18 protein-coding genes are annotated in these 23,143 nt (G+C 62.2%); 6 read left to right on the forward strand and 12 right to left on the reverse strand.

Features of this window, described 5'->3' with window-relative positions:
- Window positions 1–16: 16 nt before the first annotated feature.
- Complete coding sequence (locus P3T43_RS04935) at window positions 17–886, reverse strand: LysR family transcriptional regulator (protein WP_429279918.1); 870 nt, start codon at window positions 884–886, stop codon at window positions 17–19.
- A gap of 201 nt (window positions 887–1,087) precedes the next feature.
- On the opposite strand from P3T43_RS04935, the gene P3T43_RS04940 reads away from it, so the two are divergent.
- From P3T43_RS04940 to rbsK, 4 genes are all read left to right on the forward strand, one after another.
- Window positions 1,088–2,053 (forward strand): sugar ABC transporter substrate-binding protein, encoded by a 966-nt coding sequence (locus P3T43_RS04940; protein ID WP_429279919.1) that lies wholly within the window; start codon window positions 1,088–1,090, stop codon window positions 2,051–2,053.
- A gap of 72 nt (window positions 2,054–2,125) precedes the next feature.
- Complete coding sequence (locus P3T43_RS04945; RefSeq protein ID WP_429279920.1) at window positions 2,126–3,745, forward strand: sugar ABC transporter ATP-binding protein; 1,620 nt, start codon at window positions 2,126–2,128, stop codon at window positions 3,743–3,745.
- 3 nt (window positions 3,746–3,748) lie between these two features.
- The gene (locus P3T43_RS04950) at window positions 3,749–4,750 is read left to right on the forward strand and encodes an ABC transporter permease (RefSeq protein WP_429279921.1); all 1,002 of its coding nucleotides are present in this window, start codon (window positions 3,749–3,751) and stop codon (window positions 4,748–4,750) included.
- A 37-nt stretch (window positions 4,751–4,787) separates the two neighbouring features.
- Complete coding sequence (rbsK, locus tag P3T43_RS04955) at window positions 4,788–5,720, forward strand: ribokinase (RefSeq protein ID WP_429279922.1); 933 nt, start codon at window positions 4,788–4,790, stop codon at window positions 5,718–5,720.
- 123 nt (window positions 5,721–5,843) lie between these two features.
- Here rbsK and P3T43_RS04960 read toward each other — a convergent pair whose 3' ends face one another.
- The 5 genes from P3T43_RS04960 to P3T43_RS04980 all read right to left on the reverse strand — a co-directional run bounded on the left by P3T43_RS04960 (window position 5,844) and on the right by P3T43_RS04980 (window position 12,019).
- A complete protein-coding gene (locus tag P3T43_RS04960; protein ID WP_429279923.1) occupies window positions 5,844–6,668 on the reverse strand; it encodes an isocitrate lyase/PEP mutase family protein in 825 nt (274 codons plus the stop codon).
- Between the two features lie 121 nt (window positions 6,669–6,789).
- Window positions 6,790–7,614 carry an OmpW/AlkL family protein gene (locus P3T43_RS04965; RefSeq protein ID WP_429279924.1) on the reverse strand — a complete coding sequence of 275 codons (825 nt, stop codon included), beginning with the start codon at window positions 7,612–7,614 and terminating at the stop codon, window positions 6,790–6,792.
- A 162-nt stretch (window positions 7,615–7,776) separates the two neighbouring features.
- Window positions 7,777–9,036, reverse strand: a complete 1,260-nt coding sequence (locus P3T43_RS04970; RefSeq protein WP_429279925.1) for a DUF2957 domain-containing protein — start codon at window positions 9,034–9,036, stop codon at window positions 7,777–7,779.
- A gap of 105 nt (window positions 9,037–9,141) precedes the next feature.
- The gene (locus P3T43_RS04975) at window positions 9,142–10,527 is read right to left on the reverse strand and encodes a DUF2957 domain-containing protein (RefSeq protein ID WP_429280163.1); all 1,386 of its coding nucleotides are present in this window, start codon (window positions 10,525–10,527) and stop codon (window positions 9,142–9,144) included.
- A 610-nt stretch (window positions 10,528–11,137) separates the two neighbouring features.
- On the reverse strand, window positions 11,138–12,019 hold the full coding sequence (locus P3T43_RS04980) for an aldo/keto reductase family oxidoreductase (protein WP_429279926.1): 882 nt from the start codon (window positions 12,017–12,019) through the stop codon (window positions 11,138–11,140).
- A 103-nt stretch (window positions 12,020–12,122) separates the two neighbouring features.
- On the opposite strand from P3T43_RS04980, the gene P3T43_RS04985 reads away from it, so the two are divergent.
- Window positions 12,123–13,052 carry a LysR family transcriptional regulator gene (locus tag P3T43_RS04985; RefSeq protein ID WP_429279927.1) on the forward strand — a complete coding sequence of 310 codons (930 nt, stop codon included), beginning with the start codon at window positions 12,123–12,125 and terminating at the stop codon, window positions 13,050–13,052.
- Window positions 13,053–13,063: 11 nt separating this feature from the next.
- Here P3T43_RS04985 and P3T43_RS04990 read toward each other — a convergent pair whose 3' ends face one another.
- On the reverse strand, window positions 13,064–13,804 hold the full coding sequence (locus P3T43_RS04990) for a hypothetical protein (RefSeq protein WP_429279928.1): 741 nt from the start codon (window positions 13,802–13,804) through the stop codon (window positions 13,064–13,066).
- 187 nt (window positions 13,805–13,991) lie between these two features.
- Here P3T43_RS04990 and P3T43_RS04995 point away from each other — a divergent pair, with 187 nt between their 5' ends.
- Window positions 13,992–16,631, forward strand: coding sequence for a penicillin-binding protein 1A (locus P3T43_RS04995; RefSeq protein WP_429279929.1), 2,640 nt, complete (start codon window positions 13,992–13,994; stop codon window positions 16,629–16,631).
- A gap of 7 nt (window positions 16,632–16,638) precedes the next feature.
- Here P3T43_RS04995 and cobF read toward each other — a convergent pair whose 3' ends face one another.
- From cobF to P3T43_RS05020, 5 genes are all read right to left on the reverse strand, one after another.
- Complete coding sequence (gene cobF / locus P3T43_RS05000; protein WP_429279930.1) at window positions 16,639–17,421, reverse strand: precorrin-6A synthase (deacetylating); 783 nt, start codon at window positions 17,419–17,421, stop codon at window positions 16,639–16,641.
- Between the two features lie 88 nt (window positions 17,422–17,509).
- Entirely contained in the window at window positions 17,510–18,706 is a 1,197-nt protein-coding gene (gene fabV / locus P3T43_RS05005) for an enoyl-ACP reductase FabV (protein ID WP_429279931.1), read from the reverse strand.
- Between the two features lie 159 nt (window positions 18,707–18,865).
- Entirely contained in the window at window positions 18,866–20,386 is a 1,521-nt protein-coding gene (locus P3T43_RS05010; protein WP_429279932.1) for an aspartate/glutamate racemase family protein, read from the reverse strand.
- Entirely contained in the window at window positions 20,383–21,666 is a 1,284-nt protein-coding gene (locus P3T43_RS05015) for a dicarboxylate/amino acid:cation symporter (protein WP_429279933.1), read from the reverse strand. The genes P3T43_RS05010 and P3T43_RS05015 overlap by 4 nt, the downstream gene beginning before the upstream one ends.
- A 217-nt stretch (window positions 21,667–21,883) precedes the next feature.
- Window positions 21,884–22,792, reverse strand: a complete 909-nt coding sequence (locus tag P3T43_RS05020) for a LysR substrate-binding domain-containing protein (protein WP_429279934.1) — start codon at window positions 22,790–22,792, stop codon at window positions 21,884–21,886.
- Between the last annotated feature and the right edge of the window lie 351 nt (window positions 22,793–23,143).

The raw sequence follows: 23,143 nt of genomic DNA on the forward strand, positions 1-23,143 counted from the left end.
CGAGCACCCAGCCAGCCTAGCGGAAGATCTCGGCAATCAGATTCGCCACCGTCCGTATCCGCTCGCTATCGCGCAGGGCGGGATGCAGGACCATCCAGACGTCCTGATCGAGTGCCTTGATGTGGCGTTCAATGCAGACCAGATCGCTCGTCGTATCGCCCGCGAGCTGGGCGAGCACGCCGAGCCCTGAGCCGCCCAGCACCCCGTCGAACACGCCCATGCCGTAACTGCTGCGCAGCGAAGGCGCGGGTGCGCCGGGCAGCGTCTTCAGCCATTGCGTGGCGGGGTGACCCGGTTGGCGGTCGTCGTAGCCGACGAACGACAGCTTGTCCCATTCCTTGCGCGTGATTGCCGCCTTGTGGCGCAAGTAGTAGTCGCGCGAGCCAAACAGGCCGAAGCGGATCTTGCCGATGCGCCGGACATACAGGTCGCCCTCGTCCGGGCATTCCGACCACAGCGCAATGTCCGCTTCGCGTCGCGCGAGGCTATAAGGCCGGCGCGAAGTGAGCACCTCGATGGCGAGGCCGGGCAGTCGCTCCTGGAACGAGCCGAGCAGTTTGAGCAGAATGTACGACGGCCATTCGACCGCGTTGATCCGCACCGTGCCGTGCGGCCCTGCGCCGGTCACATCCGCGGCGCGCTCGATCCGATGCGCGAGGTCCTCCATCTGCTCGGCCCAGGCCAGCACCCGGGCGCCGAACGCGGTCACGGTACAGCCCGACGGCACCCGGTCGATCAGCGGTTCGCCCAACCGCCGCTCCAGCTCCGTCAGGCGCCGCGACAGGGTCGGCGCGCTCAGTTCGCACGCCGCCGCGGCGGAGCGCATGGTGCCCTCGCGCGCGATGGCCACCAGAATCCTCAGATCATCCCAGTCCACGTGTTCCATTTTTGTAACGCCTGCTTTTGAAATTTGGCATAGCATAACCGGGATCGCGAGGATAGGATTCAACCTAGTCATACTTGTCCCAGCATCTGGCGGAGCCGCCCGGCGGTTTTATCCATGGCCGGAGGCAAGCGTGGCACCCGACCCATCACACGACTCAACGGCTATCGTACGTAGACCGAACGAGCAATACGGAGACAAACAATGAATCGCCCTTTCCAACCGGCGCGACGTCGCGCTATCGTCGCCAGCGCAGCCCTCTTCGCAGCGTCGCTCCTGCCCATGCCTGCGGCCTTCGCCCAGACCGCGCACAAGCCGAAGGTCGCGCTCGTGATGAAGTCGCTGGCAAACGAGTTTTTCCTCACCATGGAAACCGGCGCCAAGGACTATCAGAAGCAGAACCCCGACAAGTTCGACCTGATCACGAACGGCATCAAGGACGAGACGGACACGGCTAACCAGATTCGTATCGTCGAGCAGATGATCGTCTCGAAGGTCGACGCCCTGGTCATCGCTCCGGCTGATTCGAAGGCGCTGGTGCCGGTGCTCAAGAAGGCGGTCGACGCCGGCATTATCGTGGTCAATATCGACAACAAGCTGGACCCGGACGTGCTCAAGTCGAAAAACCTGAACATCCCGTTCGTCGGCCCGGATAACGCCAAGGGTGCGCAGAAGGTGGGTGACTACCTGGCCAAGCATCTGAAAGCGGGCGATGACGTCGCCATCATCGAAGGCGTCTCGACCACCACCAACGCGCAGCAACGCACGGCCGGCTTCAAGCAGTCCATGGCCGCCGGCGGCATGAAGGTGGTTTCGCTGCAATCGGGCGAGTGGGAAATCGACAAGGGCAACGCCGTCGCGAGTCAGATCCTCAATGCCAACCCTGATGTCAAGGCGCTGCTGTGCGGCAATGACAACATGGCAATCGGCGCGGTATCGGCGGTGCGTGCGGCTGGCAAGGCCGGCAAGATCCAGGTGGTGGGCTACGACGACATCAGCGCCATCAAGCCGATGCTCGCCGACGGCCGCGTCCTCGCGACAGCCGATCAGTACGCTGCCAAGCAAGCCGTGTTCGGTATCGACACGGCGTTGAAGGCACTCTCCGAACACAAGAAGCAGTCGGAATTGTCGGGCGTCGTCGAAACGCCTGTCGATCTGGTCACCAAGTAAGACCGGCACCACGCGTGGCTCGCTCCGTCCAGGAGCCACGCTCTCCGACCCTTGTCCGGCTGGTTCAATCCGATGTCCACTCCCAATCTATCCCTTGTCGATGCCCAGCCTGTGTTGCAGGTTCAGGGCATCGGCAAGACCTATGCTGAACCGGTGCTTGCCGAGATCTCGCTGGAACTGCGCGCAGGCGTGCTGGCGCTGACCGGCGAGAACGGCGCGGGCAAGAGCACCTTGTCGAAGATCGTCGGCGGACTGGTCACGCCCACGACCGGTTCGATGACGCTGGGCGGCGCAGCTTACGCACCCGCCAGCCGCAAGGACGCCGAAGCGCTCGGCGTGCGCATGGTCATGCAGGAGCTGAATCTGCTTCCGACGCTTTCGGTGGCGGAGAACCTGTTCCTGAACCGTTTGCCGCAGCGCGGCAAGTTCGGCTGGATCGACCGCGCCAGACTGCGTGAGGACGCACGGCATGCGATGGCGCAGGTCGGGCTCGACGCGATCGATCCCGACACGCTGGTGGGAACCCTCGGCATCGGCCATCAGCAGATGGTCGAGATCGCGCGCAATCTGATCGGCGATTGCCGTGTGCTGATCCTCGACGAACCCACCGCGATGCTCACCGCCCGCGAAGTCGACCTGCTGTTCGAGCAGGTCGAGCGGCTCAAGGCGCGGGGCGTCGCGCTGGTGTACATCTCGCATCGTCTGGAAGAATTGAAGCGGATCGCGCAGCGCGCGGCCGTGCTGCGCGATGGCCGGCTCGTGCATGTCGACGACATGGCGAACCTCTCGGCCGATCGTCTCGTGACGTTGATGGTGGGCCGCGATATCGGCGAGCGAATCGACCTGGGCGAGCGGCGCATCGGCGAGGTCGCGCTGAAAGTCACGGGGATGACCCGCGCGCCCGCCGTGCGCGATGTCTCCTTCGAGGTCAAGGCTGGCGAGATTTTCGGCATCAGCGGCTTGATCGGCGCAGGCCGAACCGAGTTGATGCGGCTCATCTACGGTGCGGATCGCGCCGACGCCGGTGTGGTCGCCATCGCACATGGCGGCGGCGCGCTCGTGCCTGTGAAGATCGCCTCGCCCTCGGATGCGGTGCAGAACGGCGTCGCGCTCATCACGGAAGATCGCAAGGGCGAGGGTCTCCTGCTTACCCAGCCGATCGCAGCGAATATCTCACTCGGTCATCTGCGCGCGGTGTCGAAGCGTGGCGTGGTGGATGCGGCCCGTGAGGCGGCGCTGGCGGGCCAGCAGATCGACGCCATGCGGATTCGCTGCGCGGGTCCGGCGCAGACCGTGTCGGAGCTGTCGGGCGGCAACCAGCAGAAGGTGGTGATCGGCCGCTGGCTCGCGCGCGACTGCACGGTGCTGTTATTTGACGAGCCGACGCGCGGCATCGACGTCGGCGCCAAGTTCGATATTTATGCCCTGATGGGCGCACTGGCACGGGAAGGCCGCGCGTTGGTGGTCGTGTCGAGCGATCTGCGGGAATTGATGTCCATTTGCGACCGGATCGGCGTGATGTCGGCGGGACGCATGACGGGGCTGTTCGAACGCGGTGCGTGGACCCAGGACGCGTTGCTGGCAGCCGCGTTCGCAGGTTACGCCCAACGCGACGAACTGCTGCACGAACCGATCGAACCCGATACGCACGTGCCCGATAACAAGCCCGACGAAAAATTAGTGGAGTATTGAAGCATGACTGCACCCACCAGCCTGCCATCGTTGCAGAACGAACCCCCTAAAGATGCAAAGCCGGTCGGCACGCGCCTCGGTTTCTCGAACTACCTGGGACTGCTTGGCGCGCTCCTCGGCATGATTGTCCTGTTCTCGCTGCTGAGTTCGCACTTCCTGACCTACGACACCTTCAGCACGATCGCGAACCAGATTCCCGATCTCGTCGTGATGTCGGTCGGCATGACGTTCGTGCTCATCATCGCGGGGATCGACCTGTCGGTCGGCTCCGTGCTGGCGTTGGGCGCGGCCCTCACCAGCGTTGCCGCGTTGCAATGGCACTGGCCGGCGCTGCCCGCCGCGATGCTCGGCATGGCCGGCGCAACCCTGACGGGCTGCGTGACGGGCGCCATTACCGTGGCGTGGCGGATTCCGTCGTTCATCGTGTCGCTCGGCGTGCTCGAAGCGGCGCGCGGTGTCGCCTATCAATTGACGAACTCGCGTACCGCCTACATCGGCGATGCGTTCGATTTCCTGTCCAACCCGATTGCGTTCGGCATTTCGCCGGCGTTCCTGATGGCGATCGTGGTGATGGTCGTCGCGCAGTTCGTGTTGACGCGCACGGTGTTTGGCCGCTATCTGGTCGGCATTGGCACGAATGAAGAAGCGGTGCGGCTCGCGGGCGTCAACCCGCGGCCCTACAAGATTGCTGTGTTCGCCATGATGGGTCTGCTCTCCGGACTCGCTGCGCTGTTCCAGATCTCGCGGCTCGAAGCGGCGGACCCGAATGCCGGCTCGGGGATTGAATTGCAGGTGATCGCGGCTGTCGTCATCGGCGGCACGAGTCTGATGGGCGGACGCGGTTCCGTAACCAGTACCTTCTTTGGTGTGCTGATTATCTCGGTGCTGGCCGCAGGCCTCGCCCAGATTGGAGCAACCGAGCCCACCAAGCGGATCATTACGGGTGCCGTGATCGTGGTGGCCGTCGTGCTGGATACCTACAGAAGCCGGCGCCGCGCCGCATAATCTGACCATCCGTTGCAGGGTCAGCAGGAGACAGAGCGTGTCAAAAGAAGCGAAACAGGGCCGCGTTCTCGTGGTCGGCAGTATCAATACAGACCTGGTGGCGCGTTCGCCGCATTTGCCGCGGCCCGGCGAGACCATCAGCGGACACGAGTTCTCGCAGGTTGCCGGCGGTAAAGGCGGCAACCAGGCGGTGGCGGCGGCGCGCATCGGCGCGCGCGTGGCGATGGTCGGTTGCGTGGGCAAGGACGCCAACGGCGCTCAACGGGTCGCGGATCTGCAAGCGGAGAACATCGACTGTGCGGGGGTCGAGGTCGATCCCGTGCAGCCCACCGGCGTTGCCATGGTGACGGTGTCGGACGACGGGCAGAACACGATCGTCGTGGTGGCGGGCAGTAACGGTGAGGTGACGCCGGAGAGCGTCGCGCGCCACGAAGCCGCGATCAAGGCGTGCGATGTGGTGGTTTGCCAACTGGAAATACCGTGGGAATCGGTCCATGCGACGCTGGCGCTCGCCCGGCGGCTCGGCAAGATCACCGTGCTGAACCCGGCGCCGGCGACCGGTCCGCTGCCGGCGGAATGGTTGCCTCTGGTCGATTACCTCGTGCCGAACGAGGTCGAGGCAGCGATACTCGCCGGTTTGCCGGTCGAATCGGAAAGTGGCGCAAGAAGGGCGGCGACGGAATTGCAACGGGGTGGCGCCCGCAATGTGATCGTCACGCTCGGTGCACAGGGCGCTTATCTTTTGCTGGAAGGCGGCGACGGGACGCATTTTCCGGCGCCGCAGGTGCGGGCCATCGACACGACGGCTGCAGGCGACACCTTCATTGGCGTGTTCGCGGCGCAACTCGCCGCGCGGCAGCCGCTGGAAGGCGCGATCAGCCTCGCACAACGAGCGGCGGGTATTTCAGTGACGCGCGCAGGCGCGCAGCCTTCGATACCGACGCGCGCGGAAGTCGACAGCGCGGCTTGATTCAAACGCGCGGCTCGCGCGCCGCGCGGTTCTGTTTGGGTCGATGCGGTTGGCTGCGCGGAATGTGACGCTTGCGCGAGAGAGGCTTTGCCGCCCATCTCGCCATCATTCATTGAAGAACAACTAGCCCGCGTCCCGAAACATGCCGTTCAACCATCCACCTGTCGGCTCTTTCGGCAAAGCATTGAAGCGCCCGTCTGCCAGCGCCTGAACGCTCGTCACAAGTCCACCCCACGCAGCGCGGGCGAGCGCGCCGCCCACGCTGACGCGTCGCACGCCGAGCTTCGCGAGTTCGTCGAGCGTGAACGCAGAAGGTCCGCCAATCAGCAGATTGACCGGCTTCGGACGGACCGCGGCAACCACCGCTTCGATCTGCTCGCGCGTACTGATGCCGGGGGCATACAGACAGTCGGCGCCCGCTTGCGCATAGGCGCGTAAGCGGGCGATCGCGTCTTCGAGATCGGGCACGCCGACCACGAAATTCTCAGCGCGTCCGACGAGCAGCGTGTCGCCGCCCGCTTCGTCAATCGCGCGTCTTGCTGCGGCTAGCCGTTCGACGGCAATGTCGACCGGCAACAGCGGTGACTGGGCATCGCCGGTCGAGTCTTCGATCGACAGTCCGGCGACGCCGGTATCGACCGCCATGCGAACGCTCTGTGCCACTTCGGCAGGACCCTCGCCGAAGCCGTTTTCAAAGTCGGCGTTGACCGGCAAATCCGTTGCCCGGACCATGTCGCGAAGATGCGCGAGAATCACCTCGCGCGGCACGCCGTTGTCGGGCCGGCCCGTTGACCACGCGAACCCCGAACTCGTGGTGGCAAGGGCCTTGAAGCCGACAGACGCAAGATAATGCGCGCTGCCGACGTCCCACGGATTCGGCAGTACGAAACATCCTTCTTCGTGCAGCGCGCGAAACGCCTGGCGCTTCTCGGCAACGGTGCGAGACATGATGAATCTCCTTGTCTGTGGACGTGAAAGTACGGTGCTGTTACGCAACGCCGGTTTCGACGCACTCATTATGCCGCACGGGCGCTCGCTCGCTGAGGCCGCAAGGAAGATCGCCGTTGGCTCAGAACCGGTACGTCACCGCGAGGAACGAGATGATCGGATCGGCCTTCAGTTCCGAGTGGCTCACCGCGAGGTTGGTCCCGTCCGCCGCCTTGATGATGACCGAAGAAGTCGTCTTGAGCGGGATATACGTGAGCGAGGCCTCCAGGCCCCAGTGCTTGTCGATGTTATAGGTGAGGCCCGCATTGAACACCGGCTGCCACGACGACGAGGCCTTCGCCGACACCTGCGTCGGTCCGGACTTGCCGGCGCCGGCTGCAAGGACCGAGCCCAGATCGGCCTGGGTTGCCGCGACGAAATTCGGGTTGAGCTGGATGTCGCTGAACCAGTTGTACGACACGCCGACCCCGAGGAACGGGCGGAATTTCGCATCCGCTTGGTTGAAGTAGTACTGCAGAATAAGTGCAGGACTCCACTGGCGCACGCTTTTCACAATCGGATTGCTCGACGGATCGCCGATATTCTGCGTGCCGAGCGCGCCGGCCGGTCCGGGTGGCCGGATGGTGCCGCTTCCGGTGATATTGAACGTCGGCGGAACGCCGGCCACGGTCGTCACCGCGATGTGGTCCGTCAGGAAATGGCTGAACACCAGCCCGACGGTGTCGGCATCGTTGGTCGAGAGGCCTGTACCCGGCGACGTGAACGAACTGGGCAGCCGCAGCGGCGTGTTGATCGGCGTCGGCGCGACATCGGTGGTGAGCGGTGAACTGGAGTCTTGCGGCGCGACGTGGAACCAGCCAAGCGCCACGACGTTATCGCCGGCTTGCTGCGCATAGGCGTGCACCGACAGGCATGCGGCCAGCGCCGCGAAAGCGATCTTTTTCATAATGTTCCTCGTGAGACGGGCGTGCTTTGCGCGTACGGTGATCCTGGAAGAACTCACCGGTCCGTCATCTGATGGGGTGGTTCCGGTTGCCGCGCGTCATACCTATGCGCGGCAACCGGCGGCGGTCGCCTCATGGGTGGTCGAAGGTGGCGCGGCTGAGCGTCACTGGACGAACGCCCCGATCGTGAAGTACGGCGATGCGGGCGTCGTCATGTCGAGGTAGCCGAAGACGCCACCGGTGAAGATCATCTTGCCGGTTGGAGTGGTACCGGTCGATGCGCCCACCTGCGTTGTCGTGACCACACCCGGCAGGGTCTGCGTGTAGCTGAGGTTCAGCGCGGTCGCAAGCGAGGCCTGCGAGGCATTGAACGGATCGAGCAGCGTGGCCTGGGTGCCGGCGAGGGCGGTCGTCCGATAGTCGAACTGACTGTCCACGCCGATGTACTCGCCGTCCTGCGAACCCTGCGCGACCGAGGTCTGTGGCGCGAGGATCGAAATGCCGGACTCGTCGTCGGCTACCGGACTCGTCAGCGCGGGATTCTGCGGATCCGGGCCGGGCGAGGCATACGCCACACCGGTGCGTACCAGGATGGGCACCAACTGGTTCTTCAGCTTGCCGACGATCATGAAGCCCTGGGCGACCGGCCCCGCGGTAGTAAGCGTCGGCTTGACCTGACCGAGGAAGTTGTCGGTCTCGAAGGCGCCACTGCCGTTGGCCGATTGCACGAGATTTGTGCCGGGCTGCTGGCAGGTTCCGGCGTTGATGCCGGTGGTGTCGCACTCGCTCCAGGTGCCGTTGGCGTTGATCGTGATCGTTGAGTTGACCGCGACCGGCAGGAAGCTTTGCGAGGGCACCTGGTGATAGCCGACTTGGTTGTAGGTGCCGGCGACATTGGCGAGGTTGGTTTCAATCGATGAAAAGCCGATGAACGGGTAGTACGGGAATTTCGTGTCCGGTACCTGGCCATCGCCCAGCACGCCGCCAAACGAGATCTCCGCACCGGGGATCGTGCCGCCTGCCACGCCTTCACCGACGAAGATGCGTGCCGGCCGGGTCGGATCGAGGCTCGCGCCGTTCAGCTGGAACGCGCACTGGTTGAGCTTGGCGGTAGGCAGCGCGGTTTCCTGGGTGAGCGTGCCGCTGGCGGTGGTGCCCGCGCGCGTCGGGGTGACGGTGCCGGTGGTGAGCGGAATGGGCGACGCGATATAGCTGATCTGCCAGGTCATGCTGGTGGTATTGAGTTGCAGCTTGACGAGTTCGCCGTCACCGCCGCCTCCGGTGAAGACCGTGCTGTAGTCGAGCGCTGCCGGACACAGACGCGCGACCACCGGTGCCGGCGTGTCCTCTCCGGGACCACCGCCACCGCATGCCCCCAGCAACGGTGCGGCAAGGGCCAGCACCATCAGGAGTTTCCATTTCATGCTGCATCTCCAAAATGTTCTTGTTGTGGGCGGCCGACTCCAGGTCGGGCCGCCGCGTGCTTTTTATGCGTGGTGTTGTGTTGCGTTGCGCTGGCTGTAGAACGGCTATTTGCTGATCTGCGCGCCGATCCCGAAGTAGGGCACCGAACTGGTTGGTTGTCCTATGATTGCCGAGGACGCCGTGATGCCGCCGTTCTCCACGCCTTGCAGCAGGACCGCGTACAGGCCGCCGGCGGCAATCACGAAGCCGGGGTTCGCCTGCGCGTCCGTTGCGCCCACGAGGCCGGGGCTGGACAGGCCGTATTGCAGCGCAAAGCTGCTTTCAGCGGTGGCGGTCGAGGGGTTGACGAAGCTGGCGGAGCCGCCTTTGATCAAGGTTGCGGTGTATTTGAAGTTCGAATCCGCACCGACGTAGCCGCCGTCAATGCCACCTGACGCCACTGCGGTGGCAGGCGCGAGCATGGCGATGCCGGATTCGTCGTCGACTGCCAGATTGGCAGGATCGGCTATGCCGGCACGCACGACCACCGGGACAAGCGTGCCATTGACCTTGCCCAGGATCATGTAGGCAGGGGACTGCGGACTGAACGGGAAAACAAGGCTGCCTAAGGTGACGGAAGGAGGCGGCAAAAGCTGGGGAGCGTTGGTGCTGGTGAAGTAGCCGCTAGAGGCGACAGGCGTCCATGGTGTTCCGCCCGTAGCGGAGCCACCTGTCGTAATGCACGCGGTTGGGGACGTGCAGTTGCCTGTGGCATCGAACGTTTCTACAGCGTTGACGCCGATCGCCCCGTACGTGTCCGAGGGCCGGATATGGTAGGCGAGCGCGTTATAGGTGCCTTGCAGGTCAGCCAGGGTGCTGTCGGTGGTTGCAAAACCAATGAACGGATAGAAGTCGAATATTCGGTCTGGAACGGGGAAGACGATGTTGGTCGGATCGAGCGGGTTCGGTGTGCCGGGAAACGAGATTTCCGCGCCCGGAATCCCACCACCCGCAACGCCACCCTGGCCTATCAGGATCATCGGCGGGTTTTGCGCGTTAAACGTGGAGGTGGTGCTGTATGGCGTGGTGCCGCCAGCCGGCGTGGTGCCGGTGGCCGGCTGCAATATGAAGGCGCAACGCGTCTGCTCGGCTGTCGGCAGGAAACCGGTTGGCGGGTGCGAGACCACGCCGCTGATCGAGACGCCCTGACGGGTCGGCTGGACATTGACCGGCTGCGCCGGAATCGGCGATTCGAGCCACGTGAGCGTATAGGTCATCGCGACCGCGTTGATGTTCAGGCGAACAACCTCGCCGCTGCCGGCGCCGCCTAAATACGTACTGCTACCGATATCTGCCGTTGCCGGACACAGGGGTGCCGCACCGGCGCCTTGTGGCGGGGGACCCTGAACGGGACAAGTCGGTCCTGAACATTGCGCCGAGGCGATGGCGCCGGGAGCGCCAGGACTCCCTCCACCGCAAGCGAGCAACAAAGGGGTCGCGGCAATGGCCATTGCCACGCCTCTTGTGAGAGCGTGTGACATTGTTGTCTCCGTTTTTATGATTTCGCGGCGTAATTTCGCTTTGCGCTTAATTCCTGTCAATTGAATCAACCGTCTAAAAAGGCCGATTCAAACATACGTTTGTTCACCGAAACACGGCGCGCAATCATTACAGGAACCTTTTAAACAAAATTATTTTTTCGCTTTGAAACAGAGATGTTGCATTGCAAAACGCTGCGCGTTGAATTTTGGGAAAGAGGATGTTGCCCAGCAGGAAACAATGAGCAGGATTTCTTTGCTATATCCGCATTTCGCGATTGTTTTTACGGAAAAATCAACGCGGCGGTCTCATAGGCAATGACTGCATATAGCCGCACCGAATGTTCCAATATATGGGTAATTGATAATTTACTAATGACGTGTTGCGCAAGGCATGCCATTGCTTACGCAAACGATTGGCATGCCGCTATTCAGGCATCAGCCGGCCACTAATAGATATTCGAATGATGCTATTTGAATTAAAAACGATCTTCGAATCCGTTACTGCCGGCTATTTCAATTCAGCTCAGGTCGCAGTGGCGAGGAAGCCCTGCTGCACGCGGTGTCGTTGACACGCGCGCGTTCAATGCTCCCCGCCCACGTGGCGGATCGCATCCAGTTCAGCGAGCACCGGCCTCGACAGACTCAATTTCGCCGCACGTAAATTTTCGCGCAGATGTCCTGGCGACGACGTACCGGGAATCAGCAGAATGTTAGGTGAGCGATGCAGTAGCCATGCAAGCGCGACCTGCATGGGAGTCGCGTCGAGCGTTTGCGCGACGGCGGACAGCACGGACGATTGAATCGGCGTGAATCCGCCAAGCGGGAAGAACGGCACATACGCGATGCCTTTGGCGGCCAGTTCGTCGACCAGCGTGTCGTCCTCTCGCTGCACCACGTTGTACTGGTTCTGCACGCAAACGATCTCCGCGATGCCCTGTGCTTCCGCGACCTGCGTCGAGGTCACGTTGCTCAGACCGATGTGACGCACCAGCCCGTGACGCTGAAGTTCTGCCAACGCTTCGACCTGCCTGGCAATCGATCCTTCAGCGGGCGCGTGGATCTTGCCCATGACGCGCAGGTTGACGACATCGATAACGTCGAGTCCCAGGTTGCGGAGATTGTCGTGCACGCCGCGTTCGATATCTTGCGGTTCGATCGCTGGGAGCCACGAACCATCGTCGCCACGCACGGCGCCCACCTTGGTGACGATCACCAGATCGTCCGCGTAAGGATGAAGCGCCTCGCGAATGAGTTGATTGGTGACATGCGGACCGTAGAAGTCGCTGGTGTCGATGTGATTGACGCCAGAGGCCACCGCTTCGCGAAGCACCGCGAGGGCCGTGTCGCGGTCTTTCGGCGGTCCGAACACGCCGGGTCCCGCCAGCTGCATCGCGCCATAGCCCATGCGGCGAACCGCACGGCCGGCGAGTTGAAACGTATCCACGGGGGTGAAGGTTGACATCGCGCTCTCCTTGACGAGTGATGAGGGCCAGTATGGTCGTCGTTGCGCTGTTTGAAAATCCGATCTAAATTGTACGGGTTGTTGAAAATTGTGAACAATGACCATGGAATTGAATGATCTTGCCGCGTTTGTCTCGGTCGCGCGGGCGGGCGGCTTTCGCGACGCGGCGCGCATCAGCGGTGTGTCTGCCTCGAGCCTCAGCATTGCTGTGCGTCGCCTCGAGGCGAAGCTCGGCATGCGGCTGCTGAACCGCACCACGCGCAGCGTGGCCCCGACCGAAGCGGGCTTGCGTCTGCTCGAAAAGCTGACACCTTTGTTCAGCGAGATGGAAGCGGCGCTGGACGTCCTGAACGGATTCCGCGAGAAGCCCACGGGCACGCTCAAACTCAATGTACCGTCGAGCACGGCGCGAATTGTCCTGCCGTCCGTGATCGCGGCATTCCTGAAGGCCTATCCGGACATTCGTGTGGAGGTGGTGGTCGAGGACGGCTTTGTCGACGTGCTTTCTATCGGCTGCGACGCGGGCATTCGCTACGACGAGCGGCTTGAACAGGACATGATCGCCATTCCCATCGGACCTCGCGTACAGCGTTTTGCGACGGCCGCGACACCTGAGTATCTTGAGGCGCACGGCAGGCCCGAACACCCACGCAACCTGCTCTCGCATGCCTGTTTGCGCGGCCAGTTTGCGGGCGGCGCGAAGCCCACCTGGGATTTCGAACGTGACGGCGAAGTGGTGCGGCTGGATCCGTCCGGGCCGCTCCTCGTGCGACCGGGCGCGGCCATGGATCTTGCGATCAGCACAGCACTAGCCGGCGTAGGGGTGATTCATCTGTTTGAGGACATGCTGCGCCCGCACCTCGATAGCGGAGCGCTGGAGCCGATCCTGCAGCCCTGGTGGCAGCGTTTCTCGGGACCGTTTCTTTACTATCCGGGGCGTCGCCACTTGCCGGCACCGTTGCGGGCCTTTGTGGATTTTCTGAAGGCGGGGGAGATGCCGGAGACATCCGGACCCGCCTTCCTGAGCGTGTAGACGACGCCAGATCACTGCGGGGGCGCAGCGTGTTTGAACGATTCGAGTTCGCTTGAGAACCGTTGCGTGCGGATGCCGTTGCTCCCGTAATACTCCTCGACAGATTTGACCCAGCGGCCGGTTTCCGGCACGTACCAGAAGGCCTTGTAGAGGCGGCCGGTTGCCGTCGTCGGCACAACGCGATGCGTCTGCATGACGACCGTCGTCCCGGACTGATTGGCGATGGTGTTGCCTGCGGCGGACTGCATGGGAGCCGTCTCGGCCGTCCATTCGCCTTCGGCTTCGACCTTGATCGCATCGAACTTTCCGGCCGGGACTGCAACGGATTCAGGGCCGACAACCTTGAAGCGATTGTCGAACGATTCCGACGCGTGTCTGACGTTCGGATGCGCCTCCGTGTATTTCACCTCCCACGACTTGCCCACGGAGAGCGGAAATGACAAAGGCTGATTGACCGTCGTTTCGGTGCCGTTGACGTTGCGCGAGCGGCTCCAGTCCGCGCCCGCGACCATTTCATTGGCCGCCTGCGTGGTGCCGGCCTGCTTGGCTTCAAAGTAGATATGGTCGGCGGTTGTGCGCAGCACGACAATCTCGTCGTGAGTCTGGCGCCAGCCGTTCGGTCCGGTTTCGACCGTGTCGACGTAGGTCCACGTGTCGCCCGGGCTGAGCTTGGGAGCGGAAATGGATTCCGCCTGCACCAGCGTCGATGCAGCCAGGGAAATCAGTAGCAAGGTGATTCTTGTCGTTTTCATGGTCGCCCGTTTTTTCTGATTGGTCTGCCGGACGATTCTAGTGAGTCAATCTTTCGGTTGGCATTCAGCGCGGCCGCCAGATCGGGCTGGCGCCGACCCTCGCAAAGGGTCCTGTGGTTACAGGCCAGCCGGGTCCCAATGCGCAGTTTGATACCATTCACGCTTTTCAAGCAGGGCTGAAACCAGCGTGAGTCGCCAATTTGCATCGTCCGTACGTGAATCTTGCCGCAAGTGGATGGGCCGGCTGGCACGTGTATTGGAGACCGCGTTTCATCTCGCGGTCGCGTTGATCCACTTGATCGCGCGTCTGCTCAAGCCTTTGCTGGTCACCGCGCTGTTTCGTGTGCGTCATCCGACGCGCCGCGGCGCTCTGCTCACGCTCGCTACACCGCCCGCGCTGGTGCTGCTGTATGTGATCGTGCTAATTCCGTTCACGCCGAGTATCAGCGACATCCGCAAGGCCCGCGTCGATCAGCCGGCGCAGATCCTGTCGGCTGACGGCAAGCTGCTCGCCGAATTCAAACCGTCGAATCGCGAATGGGTTGCGCTCTCCGATATCTCACCGCACATGGTCGACGCACTGATTTCGACCGAGGACCACCGTTTCTATGAGCATCACGGCATCGACTGGCGGCGGACGGGATCGGCGGCGTTGCATACGTTCGGCGGCGATCGTCAGGGCGGCTCGACCATCACGCAGCAGCTCGCGCGCAATCTCTATCCCGACGAGATCGGCCGTGCGCCCACCCTGACGCGCAAAGTGAAGGAAGCCGTGACGGCGCTGAAAATCGAAGCGGCCTACAGCAAAAGCCAGATTCTCGAAACGTATCTGAACACGGTACCGTTTCTCTACAACGCGTACGGCATTGAAATGGCCGCGCGGACTTACTTCGGCAAGTCGGCCGATCAACTGGACATTCTGGAAAGCGCCACGCTGACCGGCATGCTCAAGGGCAATAGCTACTACAACCCGGTGCTGAATCCAGACCGCGCGCTGGAACGCCGCAATACGGTGCTTGCGCAAATGGTCAAATATGGCCGCCTCGCGCCCGCCACTTACGAAACGCTCAAACGCAAGCCGTTGCGCATCGACTTCGAACGGCAGATCGAGCCGCCCGGACCCGCGCCGCACTTTGCGCAGCAGTTGCGCAAATGGCTGATCTCGTGGGCCGACCACAACGACTACAACATTTACTCAGATGGACTGATCGTTCGTACGACGATCGATTCGCGCCTGCAGTCGATGGCGACCGCGGCCGTCGCCCTGCAGGGCAATGCACTGCAATCCATCGCTAATGGCGCGTGGAGCGGACGAACGGGCTGTGCACCGGGCAGCGATCTCTTCAAGACCTTCATGCGCGAGACGCCGGACTACCGGGCCCTGCGCACGGCAGGCCAGAACGACGACGATGCGCTCCAGCATCTCAGCGCGGACCGGACATTCGTGCGCAATTTATGCCAGGACAAGTCGGAAGTGCAGGCGGGTTTTCTCGCCATCGATCCGCGTAACGGTCAGATCAAGGCGTGGGTCGGCAGCCGCGATTTTGCGGATGAGCCTTTCGATCACGTCCAGCAGTCGCGCCGTCAACCCGGCTCGACCTTCAAGCCGTTCGTGTACGGCGCTGCATTTGCAGACGGTGCCAAGCCGACCGATACCTTCATCGATCAGCCGGTCGAAATTCCGCTGAAGGGTGGCGAGATCTGGCGTCCTAACGACGACGTACCGCCGAGCGGTAAGCCGATGACGCTGCGCGACGCGCTGGCGTATTCGCGCAATCGCATCACGGCGCAGTTGATGGAACAGATCGGGCCCGACAAGGTGGTCCGGCTCGCCCGTGCGATGGGCGTGCGCGACAGCACGCTCGAGGCGGTGCCGTCGCTTGCGTTGGGCACCAGTCCGGTGACGATCAAGGAGATGGTGTCGGGATACAGCACGATCGCCAACGACGGCATGTATCTCGAGCCGCGCATGGTGACGAGCATCGAAGATCGCAATGGCAACATGCTGGCGCAGTTTGCTCCTGCCTCGCCGGAACGGGCGTTGCCGGAGGCGGCGGACCGCACGCTGATCGATGTGATGCGTGATGTGGTGAATCGCGGCACGGGCGCGGCTATCCGTTCGCGTTTCGGCATTCGCGCTGATGTGGCGGGCAAGACCGGCACGACGCAGGACAATGCGGACGGCTGGTTCATCCTGATGCATCCGCAACTGGTGGCGGGCGCATGGGTCGGCTTCGACGATGGACGTGTCACGCTCGGCAGCAGCTATTGGGGTGAAGGGGCGCATACCGCGTTGCCGATCGTGGGTGACTTCTATCAGCGGGCATTGCGCGCACGGTTGATCGATGCGCGGGTTCGCTTTGATACGGATGTGCAACCCGGTTGGTTCGAGCAGTTCCGCGACAAACTGCACGCGTGGATGGGCCACCTCTTCGGGTCGAAGCCTCAGACGCAGGTGCCAGCGGCGCCGGTTCATCATGTGACGCCGAAGCCTGCGCCGGTTACGCCTGCGGCGCCGGTCGTGCCGGTTGCGCCAGCGGCGTCCCAGGCCTCCAGCGCTTCCAGCGGTTCCAATGTCTCCGGAGCCTTTGCACCGCGCGAATTACCGCCTTTGCTTGGCACACCTCATGGGTCGGCGTCGGGACCGGTGGCCGCGTCGAGTGCCGGTGGAGTCATGACTGCGTCAGAGGCCGCGGCCTTGATGGGCGAGCCGCCACGTCAGACACGCGGCAGCGGCGGATTCCCCTCCGAAGGCCCGAGTTCGACGCCTACGCCCACGCCCGACGTGCCAGAAGCGGCACCGGGCAAGAGCGGGGAACAGCCATGAGCGGTTTCTACCGTGTCGACGGTGTCAACGCAGACACAGGCCTGCGTAGCAGATAGGTATCCATGATCCAGCCGTGGGTGCGGCGCGCTTCTGTCCTGACGCGTTCTATTTCGTCCGCTACGTCGCGCAGCTTGCCCGAGATCAGGATCTCGTCAGGCGTGCCCACGTAGGCACCCCAGTAAATATCCAGATCCTCGCCGACAAGATTGCGGTACGTATTCTGCGAGTCGAGCATGACGACCACGCTGTCCACGTTGTCCGGAAAACCTTCGGCGATGCCTCGGCCGTTCGTGATTTCGACTGAACGCCCAATCAGGTTGAGCGGCACCCGGTGCCGCGCGGCCAGCGCCTGGACACTGCTGATGCCTGGAATGACCTCATAGTCGAACGGGGGCTGGCCAGCCTTCGCGATGGCCTCGAGGATGCGTATCGTGCTGTCGTACAGCGACGGATCGCCCCAGACGAGGAACGCACCGCATTCTCCGTCGCGCATCTCGTCGGCGATCAGGCGTTCGAATATCTGCTGCTTGTCGCGGTTCAGTTCGTCGACCGCCGAGGTGTAATCGCTGGTGTCGCGCCTGCGCTCGGGGCTGGTTGCTTCGACGATACGGTAACGCTCGTGCGTGACGAAGCGCTCGATGATCGCGCGGCGCAACGCGACGAGCTTCTCTTTCACCGCGCCTTTGTCCATCACGAAGAACACGGCTGCCCGATTGAGCGCGTTGATTGCCTGTACGGTCATGTAGTCGGGATCGCCCGCGCCGATCCCGATGATCAGAATTTTTTTCATCACGCGTACTCCTGTTCAGGCATTGCGCCCGCAGCTGGCGGGCGCAATGCCGTGTGCCGCGGGCGAGCGGCACCTGTTCTGCGGAGATCTAGAGTTGCACGAGGTTGGGGATCGCGACGTCGGGATTGACGTCGGCTTCGTAGTCCACACCCTCGATCTCGAAGCCGAACAGACGCAGGAACTCCGTCTTGTAGCCAGTGAAATCAGTGAGCGCGTAGATGTTCTCGCTCGTCACCTGGTCCCAGAGCTTCAGGACCTCGGCTTGCACGTCAGGGGCGAGTTCCTTGTAGTCTGCGCGCAGACGCCCTTCGTCATCGAGATGCGGCGCGTTCCCGTAGAGACTGTCCTTGTAGAGTCCGTAGACCTGCTCGATGCAACCCTCGTGCGTGCCCTTTTCCTTCATGACCTTGAACAGCAGCGACAGGTACAGCGGCATCATCGGAATGGCCGAGCTTGCCTGAGTGACGACCGCCTTCAACACGGAGACGCGTGCATCGCCGCCTGTGCGGGCCAGCTTCTCGCGAATGCCGACCACCTTTTGATCGAGGTCCTTCTTCGCTGCGCCGATCGAGCCGTTCCAATAGATGTCGTGCGTGATCTTCTCGCCGAGATAGGTGAAGGCGGTGGTCTTTGCGCCGTCGGCGAGAACGTCCGCTTCAAGGAGCGCACCGATCCACATCTGCCAGTCTTCGCCGCCCATGACCGCTACGGTATTGTCGATTTCGGCTTGCGTGGCGGCTTCAAGAACGGTTTCCCTGACGACTTCCTTGTCGGTGTCGATGCCGCGCAGCGTGACGGCCTTGCCGATCGGCTTGAGCGTCGAATTGAACACTTCGCCGGTCTTGGGGTGCGTGCGCCGTGGCGATGCCAGGCTGTACACGACCAGATCCACCTTGCCGAGATCGCGCTTGATGACGTCGATGGTCTGTTGCTTGACCGCGTCGGAGAACGCGTCGCCGTTGATACTCTGCGCGTACAGGCCTTTGCCCTTGGCGAATTTTTCGAAGGCGGCGGTGTTGTACCAGCCTGCGGTACCCGGCTTGGTGTCGCTGCCGGCGCGCTCGAAGAACACGCCCAGCGTATCGGCGCCGCAGCCGAATGCCGCCGTGATGCGGGCGGCCAGACCGTAGCCGGTCGATGCGCCAATCACCAGGACTTTCTTCGGACCGTCAGCAATCGGTCCGCTAGCGGTGACGTAGCCGATCTGTTCCTTGACATTGGCTTCGCAGCCGGCAGGGTGAGTAGTGACGCAGATGAATCCGCGTACGCGTGGTTTGATGATCATGAAGACCCCTGTTGGTGAGGTGTCGAGAGTGTGGTTCGGGGGTGAAGAATCCTCGTATTGTAAACGAGGCGAATCGCAGCACACCTCAATGGCGGGCAGGGGAAGCCGCCGAACCCAAGTCCATCGGGCAGATTTCTGGCGTTTCTGAATAGCTTGACGCTACGGCTGCCCGATCGGGCTGACCATGAGCCCGTTCGTCTCGGGCAACCCGGCTGTCGAACCCACATCGCCAAGCGCATACGCCACACAGCATTTGGCGAGAATAGCCGTCGGATCGACAAGCGTCACCGCCCGGCCGTTGGCCAGAGACATTTTTCCCTCGGGCAGCAGCAATGGCAACTCCGTACATCCAAGAAGAATCACTTCTACGCCGAGTTCGCTCAGTTCATTCGCTGCTGCATTAACGTGGTCCACACACTCACCGGACATGAACCCGGCCTTCACCCCACGTTCGCCATAAATCGCATTCATCACTCGTGCCTGCATCTCATCACCGGGCACGACCTGCTTCAACCCATGCGCTTCCAGCGCTTTCCGATACACCCCGCTCATGATGGTGCCCGTCGTCGCCAGCAGCCCAACTTCGCGCAGCGCAGGAAACGCCGTACGCAGATATTCGACGCTCACGGTCAACATGTTGATGATCGGCACGCTCAGGTATGGTTGAATCCGCTCGACGAACGCATGCGCGGTATTGCAGGGAATCGCAATGATGTCGACGTCGCCCGCCTCCAGCTTTTTGCAGGTTGCGTAGAGCGACACGGTCGGGTCCTGACCGCCGCCCAGCAGGTTTTCCGTGCGGTCCGGAATCTGCGGATTCTGTTCCACCAGCAGTTTGATGTGTTCCTGATCGCGCCTGGCGGGTGTGCTGCGTATCAGCTTGTGCATGAAATCCACGGTCGCGGCGGGGCCGACACCGCCCACTATCCCGACCTTGAACACAGGCTCGCGGCCATCGTACTGACCCGCTACAGCATATTGTGCATACACCTGGTTCGAATTGACGACCGGCACGGCGAGCGGTCCGATCCGATCCACCACGAGGCCGATCTCCGTGATGCCGGGCAGGATCAGTTCGGCACCTTGCGCAATCAGATCCAGGCAGGCGTCACGCAAGATATCCACGGACTTTTCGTTGAGCCCGCCGCCTTTGATGCCGCCTGCACCGTAGACGGCCGAAGTGACCGGATCGACCTCACCGAGGGCACGCTGGCGCGGATGCAATACTTCGAACTCCGGAGCGTCGAAGTACCGCTCGAACAGACGCTCGTCGCGAATGAAGTCCGAGGTCAGGATACCCACACGACGCACCGAAGGATACCGACGAAGCACGTGTTCGCGCAGGGCGTCGAGCATATCGACGATCCGGACCGATACGTTCTCCTGCAATTCCTCGATGAACGTGTGGCTCAGAAAGCATGGCAACACCACCGTCGTGACGCCACGCTTTTCGAAATCGCGGATCATGTCGAAGATATAGAGCTTGCGCTCTGTCGTCGCGGTTCGCGACGCGTTTGCGTTGCGCAACGGGTGCTGCTCGAAGACGATGTCGAAGTGCTCAGCGTCGGTGTGCGCCGGGCTCGCCTGAATCAGCCTGGAGAGCACATCCGCGCCGGCGAGCGGTCCGAGGCCGCCGATCACACCAAACACCCGCTTCCCTGGTAACTTCCCTGCTGTCATTGGACTTCGCTCTGAAGTTGCTCGAATGGCGCGGTAGCCGCGGCCTTGACGTTGCTGCGACGCGTTTCCCATTTCGCAATGACGGCGGTCGCCACGCTATTGCCGATCACGTTCGTCATTGTGCGCCCCATATCGAGAATCTGGTCAATGGCAAGCACCATCACCACACCCTCGGCGGGTAAATGGAACAGCGGCGCCACGGCCGCCACCACCACGACCGAGCCACGTGGCACGCTTGCCATGCCCTTGCTGCTTAGCATCAACACCAGCAGCATGAAGATCTGCTGCGACAGCGGCATGTCGATGCCGAAGGCCTGCGCGATGAATATCGCTGCGAATGATTGATACATCATAGAGCCATCGAGGTTGAACACATAGCCGAGCGGCAACGTAAAGCCGACCACCTTCTTGTCGACGCCGAATTTCTCAAGCTGCTCGGTCAGACGCGGATAGGCGGCTTCGCTGCTGGCGGTCGAAAATGCGAGCATGGCGGGTTCGCGCACTGCCTTGAGCAGCGGTCCCACTCGTTTGCCCAGAAACAGATAGCCGACGCTGATCAGCGCGGCCCATAGCAGCGCGAGACCCAGGTAGAACGAACCAATTAGCTTGCCGTACGTCAGCAGTACGTCCAGACCGCGCAGCGTCACCGCGGATGCAATCGCACCAAACACGCCAAACGGCGCGGCACGCATGACGTAGTCGGTGAGCCGCAACATGACGGGCACCATGCCGTCGATCGCCTGCACGACCACCTTGACACGCGGGTCGTGCTTCAGCGCACCGAGTCCCAGTCCGAAGAAGAGCGAAAACACGAGAATCTGCAAGATGTCGTTGCGCGTCATCGCATCCAGCAAGCTGGTCGGAAACGCGTGCGTCACGATGTCTTTGAAGTTCAGTCCGGCCGTATTGAGTCCGGTGTTCACATCGCTACCGCTTGCGACCATGTGCAATGCGGCGCCCGGCTGCAGGGCGTTGGCGAGCATCAGGCCCAGCGCGAGCGATACCAGTGATGCGCAGATAAACCATCCCACTGTTCGCAGTCCGATGCGACCGACGTCCTGTCCGCTCTCCATACTCGCGAGACCCGAGACGAGCGTGGCAAATACCAGCGGCGCGATGATCATCTTGATGAGTCGCAGGAAAATCTCGGTGACGATCGAGAAATAGCCCGCCATGGCTTTCGCTGCGGTGGCGTCTGCGGCGCACGCGTGGCACACGTAGCCGGCTGCGACGCCGAGTATCATGCCGACGGCAATATAGAGCGTGAGGCGATTTTTCATGGTTGTCCCTTTCTTTCGTCGAGTCGTACAGGTGTCCTTTGGAGCACGTCTGTGCTGGGAGCGGACGTGGGTAGACATCGCCTCTGCGCCTGTGTAAATCACAGGACGGCGAAGACTTGAACGGATCCTAAAGGCGACAGAAATGAACGTGATGCGGCCTTGACATCGCGTTATGCGGCAGCCGCATAACGCGTGCGAGCGGCGGACTCGGCGTGACCTAGCCTTCTGTGCGGGACTCCAGATATTCCCAGAGGTCCTTGAGCAGCGGCATATCGTTGTTTCGATCGCGATACAGGCGCAGTTGCAGATCGAGTTGCCAGGTCCGGTCGCCGGCGGCGACGAGCGTGCCGTTAGCGAGTTCCGTTTCGATCAGACTCTTCGGCAACCATGCGATGCCTTCGCCATTGAGCGCGAGTTTCTTGAGCACGTCGGCCATGTCGGACTCGAAGTGCGGAATCAATGCGGGATTCTTGCTCGCACGATGCAGGAGCAACTGAAGGCAGCGGGCGAAGTAAGTGGTGGCGCTATAACCAATTAGCGGAAGGGGACGACCCGGCGTTCCGGGCAGTCTGAAAGAGGGCGTGGAGCGCTGGCTTGGCGCGCAGACAGGCAGGAATACGTCGCGGCCGACGGTGAGGTGAGGATAGCGCGTGGCATCCAGATGCAGGGGCAGGTCGGGGTGCTCGTACGCCAGCATCAATTCGCAGTTACCGTTGACCAGCATCAGAATCGAGTCGTGCACATTCGTGGGTACGATGCGCACCCGCAGGCCGCTAAAACGGCTCTGTAGCGATTTCAGCCAGTCCGGAACAAAACCGACTGAAAGCGCGTGACCGGCCGCGATCTGCAGTCCGGTTCCCGGCATGCGCTGTTCGCTGCGGATAATTGCGCGCGTGTCGAACAGTTTGCCGACGATGTCTTCGGCAGCTTCCAGGAAGAGCCGGCCGGCCGGCGTGAGCGTCGGCGGATAAGTGCTGCGGTCGATCAGCTCGGCGCCAATCCACTGTTCGAGCGCCTGAATGCGCCGGCTGAGCCCGGACTGCGTGACGTTGCGCAGTTCCGCCGCGCGCGAGAAGCTCTGATGCTGCGCGAGGGCGATGAAATCCTCGATCCACTTGACTTCCACGTTAGCTCCTAGATAGCTTGTGAACCGGCGGGTATGTCGGACGCCGCGGCGATCGATTTTAGCGTCGCTATTTTTTGCCGCCAACAGGAGCGCGCCGAGGGCGCCCGGGCGGCGCGGAGTGGTTTTCCAGGTTCAATATTCGGCAAGACGGCGAGGTTAATCGCCACGCTGGCGGTCACTAAATAACCGCTGGAAAATAACAAATGCGCTGTCAGGTGATACCTAATTTCAGTGCGAATCTGATTCCATCAGTATCCGGATCTTCGAAGAAATTCCATGGTCCAGAGGTACGTGTCTCGAATGAATATGCATGTGGCAATCAACCAACACACGTTAGAAAAACAATTATTA

This window comes from Paraburkholderia sp. GAS41, from assembly GCF_050436545.1.
Lineage (GTDB): Bacteria > Pseudomonadota > Gammaproteobacteria > Burkholderiales > Burkholderiaceae > Paraburkholderia.

Coding starts and splice junctions, on each gene's coding strand:
- P3T43_RS04935 (WP_429279918.1), bottom strand. CDS start 886: ATGGAACACGTGGACTGGGATGATCTGAGGATTCTGGTGGCCATCGCG.
- P3T43_RS04940 (WP_429279919.1), top strand. CDS start 1,088: ATGAATCGCCCTTTCCAACCGGCGCGACGTCGCGCTATCGTCGCCAGC.
- P3T43_RS04945 (WP_429279920.1), top strand. CDS start 2,126: ATGTCCACTCCCAATCTATCCCTTGTCGATGCCCAGCCTGTGTTGCAG.
- P3T43_RS04950 (WP_429279921.1), top strand. CDS start 3,749: ATGACTGCACCCACCAGCCTGCCATCGTTGCAGAACGAACCCCCTAAA.
- P3T43_RS04960 (WP_429279923.1), bottom strand. CDS start 6,668: ATGTCTCGCACCGTTGCCGAGAAGCGCCAGGCGTTTCGCGCGCTGCAC.
- P3T43_RS04965 (WP_429279924.1), bottom strand. CDS start 7,614: ATGAAAAAGATCGCTTTCGCGGCGCTGGCCGCATGCCTGTCGGTGCAC.
- P3T43_RS04970 (WP_429279925.1), bottom strand. CDS start 9,036: ATGAAATGGAAACTCCTGATGGTGCTGGCCCTTGCCGCACCGTTGCTG.
- P3T43_RS04975 (WP_429280163.1), bottom strand. CDS start 10,527: ATGGCCATTGCCGCGACCCCTTTGTTGCTCGCTTGCGGTGGAGGGAGT.
- P3T43_RS04980 (WP_429279926.1), bottom strand. CDS start 12,019: ATGTCAACCTTCACCCCCGTGGATACGTTTCAACTCGCCGGCCGTGCG.
- P3T43_RS04985 (WP_429279927.1), top strand. CDS start 12,123: ATGGAATTGAATGATCTTGCCGCGTTTGTCTCGGTCGCGCGGGCGGGC.
- P3T43_RS04990 (WP_429279928.1), bottom strand. CDS start 13,804: ATGAAAACGACAAGAATCACCTTGCTACTGATTTCCCTGGCTGCATCG.
- cobF (WP_429279930.1), bottom strand. CDS start 17,421: ATGAAAAAAATTCTGATCATCGGGATCGGCGCGGGCGATCCCGACTAC.
- fabV (WP_429279931.1), bottom strand. CDS start 18,706: ATGATCATCAAACCACGCGTACGCGGATTCATCTGCGTCACTACTCAC.
- P3T43_RS05010 (WP_429279932.1), bottom strand. CDS start 20,386: ATGACAGCAGGGAAGTTACCAGGGAAGCGGGTGTTTGGTGTGATCGGC.
- P3T43_RS05015 (WP_429279933.1), bottom strand. CDS start 21,666: ATGAAAAATCGCCTCACGCTCTATATTGCCGTCGGCATGATACTCGGC.